This window comes from Nitrococcus sp. (assembly GCF_059432795.1).
The window spans coordinates 45819-62052 of the sequence record NZ_JBXWZQ010000030.1 but is presented as its reverse complement, the minus strand read 5'-3'; the positions used below and the strand labels follow the sequence as shown (position 1 = coordinate 62052).

The 16234-nt window shown below is 63.4% G+C and carries 13 protein-coding genes; 1 reads left to right on the top strand and 12 read right to left on the bottom strand.

What is annotated here, in order from left to right:
• The 6 genes from AC52Q4_RS02725 to AC52Q4_RS02700 form a co-directional block, all read right to left on the bottom strand.
• Nucleotides 1-3083 (bottom strand): ribonucleotide reductase barrel domain-containing protein (locus AC52Q4_RS02725; protein WP_495535263.1); only part of this gene is annotated, 3083 nt, incomplete at its 3' end.
• A 209-nt stretch (nt 3084-3292) separates the two neighbouring features.
• Nucleotides 3293-4486: a patatin-like phospholipase family protein gene (locus tag AC52Q4_RS02720; RefSeq protein ID WP_495535266.1), complete on the bottom strand. Its 1194-nt coding sequence runs from the start codon at nt 4484-4486 to the stop codon at nt 3293-3295.
• A 193-nt stretch (nt 4487-4679) separates the two neighbouring features.
• Nucleotides 4680-5420 carry a phosphoadenylyl-sulfate reductase gene (locus tag AC52Q4_RS02715; protein WP_495535262.1) on the bottom strand — a complete coding sequence of 247 codons (741 nt, stop codon included), beginning with the start codon at nt 5418-5420 and terminating at the stop codon, nt 4680-4682.
• Nucleotides 5421-5673: 253 nt separating this feature from the next.
• Nucleotides 5674-6453: an SDR family oxidoreductase gene (locus AC52Q4_RS02710; RefSeq protein ID WP_495535261.1), complete on the bottom strand. Its 780-nt coding sequence runs from the start codon at nt 6451-6453 to the stop codon at nt 5674-5676.
• A gap of 8 nt (nt 6454-6461) precedes the next feature.
• Entirely contained in the window at nt 6462-6947 is a 486-nt protein-coding gene (locus AC52Q4_RS02705) for a hypothetical protein (RefSeq protein ID WP_495535260.1), read from the bottom strand.
• Nucleotides 6948-7102: 155 nt separating this feature from the next.
• Complete coding sequence (locus AC52Q4_RS02700) at nt 7103-7597, bottom strand: tellurite resistance TerB family protein (protein WP_495535259.1); 495 nt, start codon at nt 7595-7597, stop codon at nt 7103-7105.
• Between the two features lie 538 nt (nt 7598-8135).
• Here AC52Q4_RS02700 and AC52Q4_RS02695 point away from each other — a divergent pair.
• Complete coding sequence (locus tag AC52Q4_RS02695; RefSeq protein WP_495535258.1) at nt 8136-9545, top strand: phospholipase D-like domain-containing protein; 1410 nt, start codon at nt 8136-8138, stop codon at nt 9543-9545.
• Between the two features lie 47 nt (nt 9546-9592).
• On the opposite strand, the gene nadA is transcribed toward AC52Q4_RS02695, so the two are convergent.
• From nadA to AC52Q4_RS02665, 6 genes are all read right to left on the bottom strand, one after another.
• Entirely contained in the window at nt 9593-10672 is a 1080-nt protein-coding gene (nadA, locus tag AC52Q4_RS02690; RefSeq protein WP_495535257.1) for a quinolinate synthase NadA, read from the bottom strand.
• Nucleotides 10673-10720: 48 nt separating this feature from the next.
• The gene (locus AC52Q4_RS02685; RefSeq protein ID WP_495535256.1) at nt 10721-11410 is read right to left on the bottom strand and encodes an NrtR DNA-binding winged helix domain-containing protein; all 690 of its coding nucleotides are present in this window, start codon (nt 11408-11410) and stop codon (nt 10721-10723) included.
• A 204-nt stretch (nt 11411-11614) separates the two neighbouring features.
• Nucleotides 11615-12403 (bottom strand): DUF429 domain-containing protein, encoded by a 789-nt coding sequence (locus tag AC52Q4_RS02680; protein ID WP_495535265.1) that lies wholly within the window; start codon nt 12401-12403, stop codon nt 11615-11617.
• A 334-nt stretch (nt 12404-12737) separates the two neighbouring features.
• Entirely contained in the window at nt 12738-12908 is a 171-nt protein-coding gene (locus AC52Q4_RS02675; RefSeq protein WP_495535255.1) for a hypothetical protein, read from the bottom strand.
• 10 nt (nt 12909-12918) lie between these two features.
• Complete coding sequence (locus AC52Q4_RS02670; RefSeq protein ID WP_495535254.1) at nt 12919-13719, bottom strand: DUF4410 domain-containing protein; 801 nt, start codon at nt 13717-13719, stop codon at nt 12919-12921.
• Between the two features lie 707 nt (nt 13720-14426).
• Nucleotides 14427-16220 (bottom strand): mechanosensitive ion channel family protein, encoded by a 1794-nt coding sequence (locus AC52Q4_RS02665; RefSeq protein ID WP_495535253.1) that lies wholly within the window; start codon nt 16218-16220, stop codon nt 14427-14429.
• Nucleotides 16221-16234 lie beyond the last annotated feature (14 nt).

Here is a 16234-nt window from a genome sequence, read left to right as displayed (position 1 = left end):
AAATTGGCCAACAGCATCTGCACGTCCTTGAGCAGGCTCGGGTAGCTCGACGCCAGCCGGATCGAGCAACTCAGGCTTTTGCTGGAGATGTTGACGGTGCCGTCGGCCTGGAAGAGCCCCTGCAGATAGGACGTGACGCATTCCTGCGAGCCGCGCCAGATAACCTCCGGTACGTGCAGCTTGCTCTCGCGTGTAAACCCAAAGTGCGCAAGGACGCGGGCGAGGAGGATTGAGCGAATGAATACATGGTTACGCTGCGGCACCGCGACCGCGGCGACCTGATACTGCCGCTCGGTGACGGCCACCTCGGCAATCAGCGTGTTCACATAGGCGGCCACGGCATCGGCCAAGCCGCGCTCCTGCCCCCAAAAGTTGATCACCACGGCTTCTTTTCCACTACCGCGGTTGGTGAAATGACCGTCGCCGGTGATCAGCCCGAGCAGCCTGCCGAGCTCGGGCGAGCCCTCGACACCGAACTGCCCCTTGCCGGACTGCACCAGTAGACGATCCCCCAGCTCGAGATCGCGCAGCTTGACCTTGCCCCGCTCGGTGTAGAAATCGTGCCACGCGGTGGCCTTGATCTCGTAGCCGTCCTCGGTGACGACGCGGAAGACGTCGGCCTGCCGCGCCGTCATGAAGGCCGGCTTCGCCGCTCGGACCGCCGTGCCGCGTCCTTCGCCGAGGGCGCGCGTGTCCACCGTGGCCTCGAGCGGCGCGCCGCAGGCCTGCAGCTCACCGATCGGCACCAGCCCATGCTGCGTATGGAGCCGGGTATCCGCCGTCACGCACGGGTTGGTCGCGCGGATCTCCTCGCAGAACCAGTTGTTGTTCAGCTCGTTGACCCGGTCGATGAGCACGAATCCCGGCTCCGCGTAATCGTAGGTGGCGGCCATGATCATGTCCCAGATGCGCTGGGCCTTGAGCCGGCGGAAGATCCGGCAGGCCACCAGACCGTCCTCGCGGGTCACGTAGTCCCCCGACTCCGGCCACTCGCGCCAGATCACCCGCTCCGGGTCATCGAGGTCGATGCCGTCCACCTCCACCTCCTGGGCGCTCAGCGGAAAAGCGAGCGGCCAGTCGGCGCCGCGCTCCACGGCCTCCATGAACTCGTCGGTAATCAGCAGCGAGAGATTGAACTGCCGCAGTCGGCCCGCCTCGCGCTTGGCGCGGATGAAATCGAGCACATCCGGATGACCGACGTCGAAGGTCGCCATCTGCGCCCCGCGCCGCCCGCCGGCGGAGGACACCGTGAAGCACATCTTGTCGTAGATGTCCATGAAGGAGAGCGGCCCCGAGGTGTACGCCCCCGCGCCGCTGACGTAGGCGCCCTTGGGCCGCAGGGTGGAGAACTCGTAGCCGATGCCGCAGTTGTGAATGACCATCAGGCCGTGTTCGCCAGCGAGATAGTTGCTGTGTTTCTCTACCGTGAAATCGTAGAAGGTCTCGGAAATCGGGAGCGCGCGGTGGATGGCTTCGACCGGGCGCAGGGTGCGGGCGAAGGCGATCAGGTGGCCGAGCTCCGGAAAGCACGCCCCCCAGCGCTCCAGCCAGACCCGGCTGACCACGGCGCGGCGGTGATAGTCGTGGTAGAAGCCAAGCGCCTGACGCTCCGCTTGATTGAGCGCCTCGGCCTTGCGCTGCAGCGCACCGCCAAGCTCGCGCGGCACCACGTAATGGTCGTGCTGCCCGGCCTGGCTGCAGTGCTCGACGATCCGCCCGCGCATGCCGCCGCCGGCCATATAGCCGGCGACCCGCGCCAGAAAGGCCGTGTCGGCGATCTTGAGCAATACCCCGTCCGGCGCCGGCGAGGGACCCGCCGCTTCCGCCGCGCGAGGACGGGGCGCGAGCACGCCGCGCACTCCGAACAGACCGAGTAAGCCCACGAGGCGTTCGGCCAGCGCCCGGCTCGACAAGGCAATGGCCACACGGCCGCATTCGCCGCTCACGCTGCCGCCGGCCTCGATCAGTCCCGCGAGGAACGGCAGGAAGTGCTTTTGCGGCTGCGCGGCGATCCAGTCGGGCAGCTGCGGAGCGGTGGGCGCCGCGCCGGCCGGCCCGCTGCCACCGACTGGTGATGCCGCCTCGAAGGCGGAAAGCGGGGAGTCCAGTGGTGGCGTGCCCGCCGGCGTATCGAGCACGATCATACGCGGCCGCCGATCGAAAAATGCCTGTTTGATCTCCCACACCCGCGCGATGACGTCCCGGCACACGGCGCGCAGTTTGAACCGCGCCCGCGTTAGCGCGACCCCCGCCGGGGGCAGGCCGAGGCCCGCCATGAAAACCGATGCCGGCACGGCGCGGGCCGGCCGGACCCCGCGTGCGGCCCCCAGGCGCACGCCCGCATACCAGGCCTGCCGCGCACTGGCCTGATCCGCTGTCCAGGGGAAAGCGTAGTGAACCAGGGCGTCGCCTTGGCGCACCTCATCGGCACGCACGTAGCGCAGTTCCTCTTCGCGATAGACCAGCACCGGGTGGTGGATGGAGGTCTTGAGCGCCGCTCCGTTGGAGACGATCTCGATGTTCTCCGCGCGCGGGACGTGCGTCGTCATGTGGCGCTCGATGCGGCGCATTTCGAAGCGGCGGCGCGTGCGGTCGTAGCAGAGCATGCGCGCGTGGCGCTCGCGTACGGCGCGCTCGGCGCTGACAACGCCCTGCTCGGTGACGACGTTGCTGCCGGGCGCGACGCAACCGGCTTTCAGCGTCAGCCCGGCTTCATGAACCTTGCGCAGGATATCGTCCATCGAATCGGCGATGGTGGCCGAGACCGTGCAGTTGATCGTGGACGTCGCCGGCTTGTGCGCCCAGGCCCCGGCGTTGGAAACAATGCGCCCGGCGGGGATGGCGCCGTGGCGCAGCGCCCAGATGAACTTCTCGTACCATTCCTCGCGCTGCTCGGCGCTCTCCTCGATGTCCGCAAGCGCCCGTGCCACCCGCTGGAAGGTCGCATCCATGGTCTCGTCGAGGACCTGTCCGGCTTTGGTCTTCAGCCGGTATTTGGTATCCCAAATGTCCTGAGAGGCGGGCTGTAGCGGAATGTCTGCAACGGTCTCCGGCACCACACCAGCCTGCGCAGCATTGCCCATAGACAGCATACTCCTTTGATTGTGCCACGACCCTTTCCGGGGTCATTAACCACCAACCTGAACCGATTCTTAGTACAAGATATATGCTATCGACTTAAGGTCAAACCCAACATGTTGTGTTGATAGCTCGCTCACGCCTCTTCATAGAAGGAGTCAATCATCTTGCCGGGCTCACTGTCACGGAGCCGATGAAGAACATCTGCGGTGCGCTACCAGACGTCTTGCTGCGGCTGAGCGGCCGCGCCATGCAGCATGGCCGGATCGTAGCCCAGAAAGCGCAGGATCCGATTCTCCTGACGGAAGGCATCGGTGTAGCCGAGATTGATCAGTTCACGACAATAGCCGCGCTCGAAGAGCAGATAGCTCATCACGACCGAGCCCGAGGATCGGGTGGTAGCGCCGGTGCCGCGCAGGAAAAACCGCATGGACAGCGGCAGCTCATGAGCGTGCCGCGCGGCGATGGTCGTCAGCGATTCGCTGGGCGAGATGGCCAGCACATCCACCGGACGCAATCCGACGTTTTCCCGCTGGCGGACTTCCTCCGGGATGAGGGCGACAGTACGATTGATGCGCTGCATGCGCTCCAAGTCCCCCTCCAGCGTGTCCAAAAAGGCACTGTCCAGCAAATGGCCGGCGATCTGGGCAAGCGAGGGCGGACGCACCAACATGTCCTTGTGCTTCGCCGGCGAGATGATGTCTTCACCGACCCCGATCACCAGGATACGGCCCGCGCCCAAGTGCACTGCCGGACTCATCGGCGCCAGATGGCGCACCGAGCCGTCACCGAAATACTCCCGGTTGATTGCCACGGCGGGGAAAATGGCGGGTATTGCCGAGGAGGCCAACAAATGCTCCAGGCGTATGTGCCCCGGCGTCCCTACCCGACGCGCGCGGCGCCAGCCCCGCAGTTCCGGGCTGCCCTGAAAAAAACTCACCGACTCGCCGCTGCCATAGCTCGACACGGTGATGGCCAGCGCCTGCAGGTCGCCGGTTTCTATGGCCTGATCGATGCGCTCGAAACGAATGCGCCGCGCCAGTAGCGCGCGCAGCGGACTGTTGTCCAGCAGCGAGACCGGATGGCGCGTGCCGAGACCCGCGAAGAACAGCGCGACCAGCCACTTCAAGGCATTGAAGCTGAGCCGGCCGAAGTGCGTGACGTAAATATGATCCGCATGGAAGTTGCCCCAAATGATCTCCAGGCCACGAATGCCAGCCCGGAAATGGGGCGCGTGCGTTGCAATGGCAGCGGCATTGATGGCGCCGGCCGACGTGCCGCAGATCACCGGGAAGGGATTGCGCGCCCGATGGGGCAGCATGTCCGCGATCGCTTTCAGGACGCCCACCTGATAAGCGCCTCGCGCTCCGCCTCCGGGCAGAACGAGGCCGATGGGGGGCTCTGTCACACGCTTGGCCCGGCGCCCACTCAACTTCTCTCCCCGGTGCAAGCACGCCGCTGACGATCTGTCAGGGAATGATTACCAGCAGACTCGACGGCTTGGCAAGAGCGCGGTGGCGAACACCCGATCGGAGCACCCACCCCGCACGCGGTTCACTGTGGCGCGAATCGAGAAGGCGTTCGTGCCGCCGAAAAAGGTATCAGGCGTACTTGTGCAGACCGCACTCGCGCTTCAGACCAAAGAACCGCGTTTCCTCTTCCTCCATGCCCTCGGCCAGCGGCAGCGTGGTGTGGACATCGCCGATAGAAACGTAGCCCTCGTGCCAGAGCGGATGATACGGCAGATCATGCGCCATAAAGTAATCGTAGACTTGGCGGTCGGTCCAGTCGAAGATGGGGTGAGCCTTGATTCGCCCGTTCTGCTCCGTCACCGCTTGCAGCGATCGGCGTGTGCGCGCCTGCTGCCGACGCACACCGGCAAGCCAGGCATGCGCGTCGAGCTCGCGTAACGCGCGCTGCATCGGCTCGACCTTGGTGATCCGGTTATAGCGCTCGATTCCCTCTAGCCCTTGCTCCCAGAGCTTGCCGTAGCGCGCTTCCTGCCAAGCCGGCGAGAGATCGGCACGATAGACATTGAGGTTGAGCGACAAGCGCTCGGTCAGCGCGTCGACGAATCGGTAGGTCTCCGGAAACAGGTAGCCGGTATCGATCAGCACCACCGGGATGTCCGGCCGCTGCCGGGTCACCATGTGCAGCATGACCGCCGATTGGGCGCCAAAGCTCGAGGAAAGGACCACGTGGCGGCCAAAGGTGCGCAAGACCCATGCGATCCGGCTCTCGGCATCCGCTTGCTCCAGCTCCGCGTTGATGCGATCGAGATCCAGCCGCTCCGGATCGAGAACCATCTGCTCTTCCCTCAGAACTCGCACCGCCCGTTCCATTACCGCCACCTTCGGTAGGCATCCCCTTGGACATCGTTCGGGAAAATCACTGTGACCAAGAGAAAAGCTACGGATGCAGGCTCATATTGGGAAGGAATGAATATCTCTAACTTTAATCTATTATGTTATAACAATGTTTCGCCAGAGCGGCGCGGCAGCACGCTTTCGGGCCGTCGGTTCGCCATGCCGACGCGTTCTGTCGAGCGCCTTTGCCGAGTGAACGCCGCACGCCGAATTTACCTCCGCGTGTGGATCATTGCTTTCTACCCGATGGCGGGCGGACCGGCTTGACCGGTAATGCTCCCCAAGTCTGCGTGATCGGCATCACCTCGATGCTGTTGATGTTCACCTGTGAGGGCAGCTTGACCACCCAATTGATGATCTCGGCGATATCCTCCGGCACGAGTGGATCGTTGCCGCGGTAGAGGCTTTCCGCTCTCTCCTTGTCGCCTTTGAGACGCACGATCGAGAATTCCGTTTCGCACAGACCGGGCTCGATGTTGGTGACCCGTACCCGCGTGCCGATAAGATCGGCACGCAGGTTACGCGAGAATTGCTGCACGAATGCTTTGCTCGCGCCATACACGTGGCTTCCCGGATACGGCCAGCTCCCGGCGATCGAGCCGATGTTCACCACATGACCCCGATTGCGCTCCACCATTCCGGGCAGAATCGTACGGGTGACATACATCAACCCTTTGATGTTGGTGTCGACCATCGCCTCCCAGTCATCCGGGTCCGATTGCCACGCGGGCTCGAGACCCAACGCCAATCCCGCGTTATTGATCAAAACGCGCACCTCGCGAAACGCTGCCGGCAACTCGCCGAGTTTTGCGGTCACGGCCGCGCGATCCCGCACGTCCAGCTCCAGCAAATGGATTTCCCCCGCGCGGCCCAGTTCCTCCTGAAGCCGCTGCAACCGCTCGATGCGGCGCGCGACGAGCACTAAGCGCCAGCCTTCGTTGGCAAAGCGGCGCGCCGTGGCTTCACCCAACCCGCTCGAAGCACCCGTGATCAAGGCCGTTCCATACATCGCGCCCCTCAGCTCTCGATCTCGTCTTCCAGAACCGGGATCAACCGCGCGCCGTCGCACTCCGGTTGCAATACCACGATATCGCCCTTGCGGAAAACGCCGGGACCCAGCCCCCTGTTCTCATGGCTGAGCGCCTCCACGGTCGGGCTGCGCAGGGCCTGCGGCGGCAGCTGCAAGTAAAATCCCACGATCTTCTCATCGCGCATCGCGCTAACCCAATGCGCCTCGTGGCGGGCCCGGTCGAGCTCCCGCTGCAGATCGGGATCGTCCAGGTCGTGATGACACCCCCGGGAAAGCGCTCGCAGCAGGCGTTCTCCGAGCGAGCGCATAGCGCCTTCATCGCCGGGCCGACCCGGCACCTGGATACCGCCCGCGGCAACAAAGGCGTGGGCGAACACCAGCGGATCATCACTATCGCTGCGCCGCAGCGCTTCGCGTGCGGCGGCGATGGCATCACGGATGGCGCCAAGCTGTCGCGCCCGATAGCCGACCATTCGCTAACTCCGGAATCGACCTGCGGCAACCGGGCGAGCACGAAGCGTTGGCACACGATGGGCCGCAACCGCTCGCCTGCCCGTGGTTTTAGAGTATACGCTGGCAGCCACTGCCCGCGCGCTTCGCCGGATCCGCGGGGTGGTACGCCTCGCGCTTATTCGTAGTGATCGAATTCGCCGTAATAGCCGCGGCTGTAACGACGCTGGACGCGCAGTTTGGCGGCAATGAAATCCTTGTGCTCCACGTGCAGAAGCTCCGCGATCTTACGCACCAGATGTTCCTCGTAGCGGTCCATTTCGGCGTCGGCGAGGCATACACGCCACAGCAGCTCCACCACGTGACACTTTTCAGCGTATTCGAATTGCTCGTTGATGAGGTGGGTGAATTCAAAATGGTCCGTCGCCTCGTGGGCCTCGCGGTCAGCGAGCTCGATCAATGCGATGGTCTCCTCGTCCGTGAGCTCGAACACCTCGCGTACACCTTCGTGTATGGCCTGAAATTCGACGCTGTGCCGCTCATTGTCGGCTTGCGCCATTTCCAGGAGCAGCGCCGCAGTTGCAAGCTGCAGCCTATGCTCAGGGGAAGTCTGGTTGGTAGCAGTGGCGGGGCTGATGTGGTCCGTATAGAAGCGCTTGATGGCCTCGAGCATGATGGCTCCCGTTGATCCTCTACTTAGCGTGCGATACTTCTATTACGACAATCATTAAGACGCAGTGTCCAGTTAACTGCCAAGCGGTCGTGAGAGCAGGGGGCTTTCAGCGGCAGGCACGGGCCAGGAAAGCGCCCGTTCACGCGGAAATATGCACAATGGGAGCGGGCAAGTCGCCTCGACGAGCGCAGCGGCGTGCCTTACCCTACGCATTGAAAAACGAATCGCTGACGCTGCAGCGCTTGCGCTAGCTTGCAAATCCGTACCCATTACGAGTTCGCTCAGCCGCGAGCGGCCGCAGGGGGCGGTACTTGCGTGGCCGTTCATTCTAGCGCTGCCGAATAACCGCGTCCGACCGGTGAATTCGCCAGAATCGCCACGTTCAAGGCTTCTATCGTGGCGATTCCCCTAGCCCTTTTTACTCATGACTACTATTGACTGCATCGAAAACTGATTCAAGCCTCGGACGCGTTTCACCGGGAGGCCTGCGGTCGCAGTGCCATGCTCGGGGGAAGCAGCTGAAAACCAAAGGAAGCGCATGGAAATCGTGTACTGGATCGGTGCCCTCGCCAATGGCTTCGTCGCAGTCGGTACCGCCCTACACGCTCTGCTCAACAAGCACGAGCCGGCCGCGGCGTTTGGCTGGATCGCCGTATCCCTGCTCTTCCCCATCGTGGGGCCGCTGCTCTACTTCCTGCTCGGCATAAACCGCATTCACCTGCGGGCAAGGGCGTTGCGCTCCGAGCAGAAACCGCTCGCTCACGGCTCCGCCGCACTCGAGCGTAGCGGGCGGGTGCAGCCTGAATTCTCGCAACAGGCTCGGATTTCCAGCGCGGTCACCGGGTTGCCGCTGATACCGGGCAACCGCGTCGAGTCGCTGCACAACGGCGAGAGCGCCTACCCGGCAATGCTGAGCGCCATCGAGCACGCCCAGCGAACGGTTTTCCTCTCCACCTATATTTTCGACAGCAACCCGACCGGCCGGCAATTTGCGGACGCCCTCGTGCAGGCCCAGGCGCGCGGCGTCGATGTCCGCGTCCTACTCGACGGCGCCGGCGAGTGGTACTCGATTCCCCGCATCCGCCCCATCTTGCGTCGCCGCGGCGTCCGTGTTGCGGTCTTCCTGCCGCCGCGACTGCTCCCCCCGCGATTGCTGCTCAATCTGCGCAACCACCGCAAGATCCTCTCCGTGGACGGTGACATCGCCTTCATCGGCGGGATGAACATCGGTGACCGCCACCTGATTCACCGCCACGACGGCCGACGCGGCATCACAGACATGCATTTTCGTATCGAAGGGCCCGTGGGCCGCCAAATCGAATCGGTCTTCCTCAGCGACTGGTTGTTCACCACCGGCGATCAGAGCTCGCCGCAGCATCCACCGCCCGGCACGCCGGGCAACGCCTTCTGCCGGGCGATCATCGACGGCCCCAATGAGAGCCTCAATCGGCTGTCCATGGTGCTCGTCGGCGCCATCGCCGCCGCCCGACACCATATCGCCATCATGACGCCCTACTTCCTGCCGCCGCGGGAACTGATCGCCGCATTGCAGGCCGCCGCGATTCGCGGGATCCGGGTGGACATCGTATTGCCGGGGCGTAACAACCTGTACTTCATGCACTGGGCGACGCGCAACATGCTCTGGCAGCTCATCAAGTGGGGTGTCCATATCTATTACCGCCCCCCGCCGTTCAGCCACGCCAAGCTGTTCGTGGTCGATCAGCACTACGCTCAGGTCGGCTCGGCCAACCTGGACCCGCGCAGCCTGTATCTGAATTTCGAGCTGGTGGCGGAAGTCTACGACCCGGCCGTTGCCGGCGGGCTGGCCCATCACATCGACCAGGTCCGGCTGGGCAGCAACGAAGTGACGCTGCGGGAACTCAATGAACGCTCATATGCAGCGCGTGTACGGGACGCGTTCTGCTGGCTGTTCATGCCCCATCTGTGATTCCGAGCAGGCGGATTGAAAATGCGTCGGGCAGGATTCATGGCAGCTCAAGCGTCACCCGCCCCGTAAACCGGTGCCCCGCCGGCGCGCGCGAACTTCAGCATCCGTCCCAGTGAAACCCTGGCCCGCGCGGCGATGGCCGGCTCGACGACGATCTCATTGTCCAGGCGTTCCAACGCACCCGCGAGCTTGCGCAGCCCGTTCATCGCCATCCAGGGACAATGCGCGCAGCTCTGACAGGTCGCACTCTTGCCCGCGGTCGGCGCCTCCAGCAGGAGCTTTCCCGGCGCCGCCTCGCGCATCTTGTGAAAGATGCCGTTGTCGGTCGCGACGATGAACACCTTCTCCGGCATCTCCGCAACCGCCTTGAGCAGCGCCGAGGTCGAGCCGACCCGGTCGGCCTGCGCGATCACGGCGGCCGGTGATTCCGGATGCGCCAGCACTCGCGCTTGTGGGTATTGCGCCCGCAGCTGCTGCAATTCCCGACCCTTGAACTCCTCGTGAACGATGCAGGCTCCGTTCCAGAGCAGCATGTCCGCCCCGGTCTGGCTGCGAATGTACTCACCCAAGTGCCGATCCGGCGCCCAGAGGATTTTTTCTCCGCGCGCGTGCAGGTGGCGCACCACATCGACGGCAATGCTCGAGGTCACCACCCAGTCCGCGCGCGCCTTGACCGCAGCGCTGGTGTTGGCATACACGACCACCGTGCGCTCGGGATGCTGGCTGCAGAAGTCGGCGAAGACATCGGGCGGGCACCCGATGTCGAGCGAGCAGGTGGCCGACAGCTCCGGCATGATCACCCGCTTCTCCGGGGTCAGAATCTTGGCCGTCTCCCCCATGAAGCGAACGCCCGCCACTACCAGTGTAGTGGCCGAGTGTTCCGCGCCGAATCGCGCCATATCGAGGGAATCCGAGACGTGCCCGCCACTCGCATCGGCGAGCCTCTGAATATCGGGCGCCGTGTAGTAATGGGCAACCAGCACCGCATCGCGCTCGCGCAGCAAACGAAGGATGCGCTCCCGCAGCGCCTCGCGCTCACCCGAAACAAGGCCTTCATCGGCCTCGAAGGCGCGCTCGCGGAAAAAACGCACCGTCTGCTCCCCTGGCATCGCCTGCGGGTGTGTCATAACGCTTCCACCTCCATCGCGATCCGGCTTAAGCGCTGGAGCGCGGGCCTATTTAATGAACTGCACCCGGTGGGGCTGCCTGCGGCGATACAGTCGGGCTGGCCGGTGACCACCGCCTTGAAACATCTCATCGGTTGCCTCGATGCAACCCAATGCCTGAAACCGCTTGCGAAAATTGCGTTTATCCAGCGACTCGCCAAGGATGGACTCGTATACCGCCTGGAGCTGACCGAGCGTGAACCGCCGCGGCATGAGCTGCAGGGCGATCGTCGAATACTCGAGCTTGGCCACCAGACGCCGCCGGGCCATCGCAATGATTTCGCCGTGATCGAATGCCAGCGTCGGCGGATCACACACGGCTTGCCAGGCGATCTCCTCGAGCGGCGGGCACCAGGAGCGGTCGAAATTGCAAGGCATGAGGGCGAAATAGCCGATGCTCACGACCCGGCCGCGCGGGTCCCGGTTCGGCTCACCGAAGGTGTAGAGCTGCTCCAGGTATACCCCCGACAAACCGGTCTTCTCCAAGAGCACCCGCCGCGCGCCCTCGTCAGGCGTCTCCTGCGCAGCAAGCAGGCCGCCGGGCAAGGCCCAGCGCCGCTCGAATGGTGGCTGGCCGCGCCGAACCAACAGCACCGCAAGCTCACCGCCCCGCACGGTGAAAATCACCACGTCGGTGGAGATACCGAAGGCCTGGGGACTACCTGGGTAACGAGATTGGCGTGAGCTGTCGTCGAACATCCTCGACCTGCGGTGTGTTTAGCTTCCGAAGTTAGTGTTTCTTTGACACTAAGTCAATCCCGTAGCCGGATTCTGCCGGCTGCGGCGGTCGCTCGCCTTCCCTGGATACTTTTGCCACGGCGCTATAGCGGCCAGCGATGCAGGCGGCCGGCGGCTATGTTACGGACGGGATTATGCTTACGATGTGGGCGAGGAGCACACGGATCAAGGTTTCCGAAGCGGTGCCATTGCGTGAAGCGGCTCTGCTTGCAGCAGCTGACCACATCGAATTGCCTCCGGGTCCGGGTAGAGTATTTCCATCCGCAACCCGGCGCTATCGAGCGGCGGCTCCTTCGGGAGTGCCTGGAATCGGGCAGCGCAAGCGTGTGCGGCCACGACGCAGAGGAGCGCATCGATAAGATCGTCCGCGGCTGCTCCCTGGCCGCGCAACTGCCTTCGCTCGCGCTCGAAGACACGGCGCACGGCAGGCCAGTAGTTTGCGAGCAGCGCAAGCCGTTCAGCTCTGCCCGCCGCCCGCCTCTTGGGCATGCGCATGGCGCGCTGCCCGTTCAGAGACCAGAAAAGCAGCTCCGGATGCACCTCCCGGAACCTGCGCTGACGCTGCGGATTGGCCCGCAGAAACTCATCCACCTCGCGGATTTTCTGGGCAATGCCCCAGGCCTGCTGACTGATCCGCTTGCCTGTGAGCCGCTCATTCATATCCGCCGCTTCCCGCCATCCGGAAGCCAAGAGCGCGCGACGGACCGGCGGGGAGAACACACTCGTGCTACGCGGAAAACCGAGTCGACGCCGCGCCTCCGAATCACAGAGCCGACTGCCCGCATCACTCAGCCCGACCGGGACATCGACCAGGATAAGGGCCTCTCCCCCGCCCCACATCCACACTTCCCGGATGCTGGGAATCACCCGAACCTGGCATCCGCATTCGCACCCGCCCTGCGAGCGCACCGCCAACCAGCCAGAACGGCAGCCGTCCACTCCGATTACCGGCATCATAAGCGCTGCCTTTCAGCGAGCGGGCCGCAGGTAACGGGTGAAGCGCATCCAAGCACGCGACAGATCATCCCGAGCCAATCGGACAGGCCGACATGCTTTCCCATGGCGTTTACGCGCCATCTTGGACATTAGCTCACGATGCCGAGGCTCTGGCGGATAGCGGCCTGCATAGGCTCACTATCCAGGCCGCCCCACACCGGCCGGCTTTGAGCTCCTGCATGGGCATGCTGACGATTGCCGAACCGCACACGCCGAACTCGAACTCGTAGCGCTCCGGGTGAGCGGTCGGCAGACATGACAAGCGCAGCTCAGGGTGGTGCGCTACGAATGCCTACATCAGCGGGATCACGTCGCTCTCGCGCACGTTAAGCACGACAATGGCCTCCTCATTGCTCATTAGTGCCCGTGTTATGCCCTCCGCCATGCTGGCGCAGCCGCTGAGGCACATACTCAAGGCGATCAAGCAAGTCGCTGTCGCCGCCAGCTTCGATAGCGCTTCCATGTGAATCGTCTCAATCGATCCAGCCCTGCTCCCGGAATCGCTCCCTGATCACATTGGCGATTGCCTCGGCGATTTCCTCGGCCCGAGCCTCGATTTTGCCGCGGCCGCTGACCTCTCCGTACACTTTCATTCCGCTGGTGACGATGAGCCCCACCGGATTGGCGGTCGCGGCAAAGGTAGCGGCCCCTACGGCCGTGCCCGGGGTCTTGCCGCGGCCTCCGGCTTGCACAGTGCCAGACCCGAGCTTACGCAGGCCCTGAGCCGTCATTTGGAGACCTTCGGCCGCCGCGGTCAGCTCGGAGCCGCCCGCACCAAAGCCAATCGTGAGTCGCTTGGCGGCACTGCCCGGCTCGACGGAGACGAGATAGCCGCGCAGCACCAGGTCGTTGAGTTCGGGCACGGCTCTGGTCGCGGCATGTGTTGCAGGCATTCCCATCTCGCGGATGTCCTCGACCAGCTTCGCGGCAATCTGCGCGCCCAACTTCCGGCCAGTCTCGATCTGCTCTTCTGTTTGAGTCTGGCTCTCGAGCTGGAAATTCTGGGCAAGGGCGGAATCCGCGGGCACCTCGGCGGGCGTAGCCGCGAAGTCGTAGACCAAGATATGATTCGGCCGCGGCAGTTGCTCCCCCTTCGCGAGTTGCTCGCGGTCAGTGATCTTGGTGGAGGTGCAGCCTGAAACCACGACTACACCTAGCAGACACAGCAGAGCCGCCACGAAGCCCCTGACGAGCCTGGCCGGTTCAGTCGACGCGCTGCCAAAGCCGGGGGGCATCCACTGACGCTGGCTGTCACTGTCCCTTTGGTGATTCATAACGGATCCTCCTATTACATGATACTGATCTTCGCCTTATAATTTTCAATCACATAGGCTACCATCGACGTCGCGCGGAGCCCTGCGGTGTCCACTCCCTCGGCAAAACGACTGCGTGGCAGCCCTATCGACGACCTAATCACGCCCGCCATGCACGCAGTGAACAGCCTGCGATAACGGGGAAATCTTCTAAAAACGGTTCCTGTTGCACGGGGTGATTCCCTCAGATACTCGTTGGGCGCCGCGCAGGCATTCCTCGGTGTCATTGCCATGCTGCTCCCTACTCTGGTCGTTGCGACGGCAAGATGAGGAGTCACTGCGCCGCTGCTGGATGCAGCAACCCCACTGCCGCCCCGGCATGATGGCGTGGAACAAAAAGCGCAGATTCATCCTTTTGTCTTGGATCACTGAGGATCGCACGCTGAGACCGCAACAACCGCCGGCTGCCCCCGCGAAGCGCTCTCGAAGCGCCACCTCGGGGTGTGTCCGCCATCCGCACTGGTGTGAGGTCGGCAAAGCCGTTTCGGACAGGCCGCAGGCCCTTTCGCTCCGGGTAATCTAAGGCTAGATCGGCGGCGCTCGGCCGCCATTGGACTTTGGTCGCATACGATGCGTGACCGGCAAACCCGACCCGCGCATCCGGGTCAGCCGGCGGGTTCAAACTAAGTGGCCGGGGTATGAGCTGGTAAGGCAATGTGCGCATACCGCTATGGGCCTGATCCGGCCTCTTGGCGGCGCTCGTCGGCCGCCGCGGGTGGCGCGGGCGGCGCGTGCAATCGGCCCTTTTGCACAATTTTCGGCTCAGGCGGGTCGCCCTCGTAGGCCGGGGTCATGATCTGGACCTCGAACTCGTTGAAGACATCCAGAATATTGCGATGAAGAGCGGTGTATATGGCCGGCATGCGGCTGGGCTCAGTGCAGTACCCGTTGACTTCATAGGCAACGGCGAAATCGCCAAGCTCCCGCTGCAGAACAAACGGCGCAGGATCCTCGAGCACTCCCTCGGTGCGCTCGGCAGCGATCCTTAACATCGCCTCCACCTGCCGCCACGGCACCGCGTAGCCGATCCTGACGGTCGTATGCAGAATAAGCCCCTGCTCGCGGGCGAGCACGGTATAGCTCACGACCTCGCTGCTTAGGATCAGGGAATTGGGGATCACCACCTCTTCGTTCTTGAACGAGCGCACGCGTGTGACGAGCAGCCGCATTTCCAGCACGTGACCAAGCGTATCCTGAACCTTGATTAGGTCTCCGCTTCGGAATGCGCGCCGGTAAGTCATCGTGTAACCAGCGATGATATTGGCGATAACGGTCGATGATCCCAGTGAGACGATGACACCCACAAGTATCGAGATCCCCTTGAACGCATCGGTACTCGACCCCGGTATGTAGGGATAGGCAACGACAACAGCAAAAATGATGATGAACAGGCGCACGATTCGATACGTCGACCAGGCCCATTCCGGCTCGAACTGGCCGAGACGCAGGCGCTCGCTCGCAAGCGCGTCAAAAAGCAGCCTCGCCAACTTGATGAGATAGCGTGTGATGACGGCGAGAATCATGAGGAACACAAGATTCGGGACAACTTCGATAAATGCCGCGCCCATGGTCGCTAGCGGATCGATCACGATGTCGCGGAGCCGGTTGGCAAAGCTCCGCGTCCAGGGGAAGAGTCCGAGTGCAAACCGCAGGTAAACGTAAAAGATGGCGAGCAGCATGATCACGCGTGCAGCACGAAGAAATCCGGTTATACCGGCCCATAGCTGCTCCGCTGTGAGAATCATCAGTCTGTGAATTTGCAGATTTTCAAAACGCTCTCGGTAGCGACGCTGCAGCGTAGCGTGCAGCCCGCCGGAGGCCCGCACGACCGTCCAGGAGGCCAAGATGACCACAACGGTGGCGATGACGACATAGCTTCCATGGACCAGCAGGGTATGCGGCGTGCGCTCTGCCCGGTACGAGCGCACCGCATTCGCGATCCGCTCCGCGTAGACCTGAACGAGGACCGATCGCCCCACCCCCTCGAGGCGCGCATCGGCATCGACTACGCCCATCAAGCGCTGATTAGCCGCGGATATCATGGAAATCTGCCCCGACTCGGTGACTTTTATATCCTCGACGGCAACGTCGCTTGCAGCCATCGTGCGGATGCGCTCCACGATTAGCGCCGCACGCTGCTCGGGAGGGAATGCGGAGACGCCACGAACACTGAAAAGCACATGACCGTCGATTGCGACCGGCGCGACTCGCAGCGACTCCGTAACCGAACCGGCAAGCGCTTCCTGCGACTGGGCGAGCGCGGGCGCTGTCGAAAGGCACGTCAAAAAGCAGGCAAGGAGCACGGCCATACCGATGGGCACGGCACCCCTGTGCCGCCGTTTCATCTCATTCGGGGCGCTGCGGATCGGAAGCGGCGGGGCGTGGCGTCGACGGCTGAGCAAGGTATCACCTTTGTTCCAGGCATCGGCGCGCCACAGGAAGGCCAGAGCGCCTGTGACCATGCGCGAGACCGTTC

Bases quoted from the DNA above. Each gene is read 5' to 3' on its own strand.
- nadA (WP_495535257.1), bottom strand. From the start codon at position 10,672: ATGACACACCCGCAGGCGATGCCAGGGGAGCAGACGGTGCGTTTTTTC.
- AC52Q4_RS02665 (WP_495535253.1), bottom strand. From the start codon at position 16,220: ATGGTCACAGGCGCTCTGGCCTTCCTGTGGCGCGCCGATGCCTGGAAC.
- AC52Q4_RS02700 (WP_495535259.1), bottom strand. From the start codon at position 7,597: ATGCTCGAGGCCATCAAGCGCTTCTATACGGACCACATCAGCCCCGCC.
- AC52Q4_RS02715 (WP_495535262.1), bottom strand. From the start codon at position 5,420: ATGGAACGGGCGGTGCGAGTTCTGAGGGAAGAGCAGATGGTTCTCGAT.
- AC52Q4_RS02705 (WP_495535260.1), bottom strand. From the start codon at position 6,947: ATGGTCGGCTATCGGGCGCGACAGCTTGGCGCCATCCGTGATGCCATC.
- AC52Q4_RS02695 (WP_495535258.1), top strand. From the start codon at position 8,136: ATGGAAATCGTGTACTGGATCGGTGCCCTCGCCAATGGCTTCGTCGCA.
- AC52Q4_RS02675 (WP_495535255.1), bottom strand. From the start codon at position 12,908: ATGGAAGCGCTATCGAAGCTGGCGGCGACAGCGACTTGCTTGATCGCC.
- AC52Q4_RS02685 (WP_495535256.1), bottom strand. From the start codon at position 11,410: ATGTTCGACGACAGCTCACGCCAATCTCGTTACCCAGGTAGTCCCCAG.
- AC52Q4_RS02680 (WP_495535265.1), bottom strand. From the start codon at position 12,403: ATGCCGGTAATCGGAGTGGACGGCTGCCGTTCTGGCTGGTTGGCGGTG.
- AC52Q4_RS02710 (WP_495535261.1), bottom strand. From the start codon at position 6,453: ATGTATGGAACGGCCTTGATCACGGGTGCTTCGAGCGGGTTGGGTGAA.
- AC52Q4_RS02670 (WP_495535254.1), bottom strand. From the start codon at position 13,719: ATGAATCACCAAAGGGACAGTGACAGCCAGCGTCAGTGGATGCCCCCC.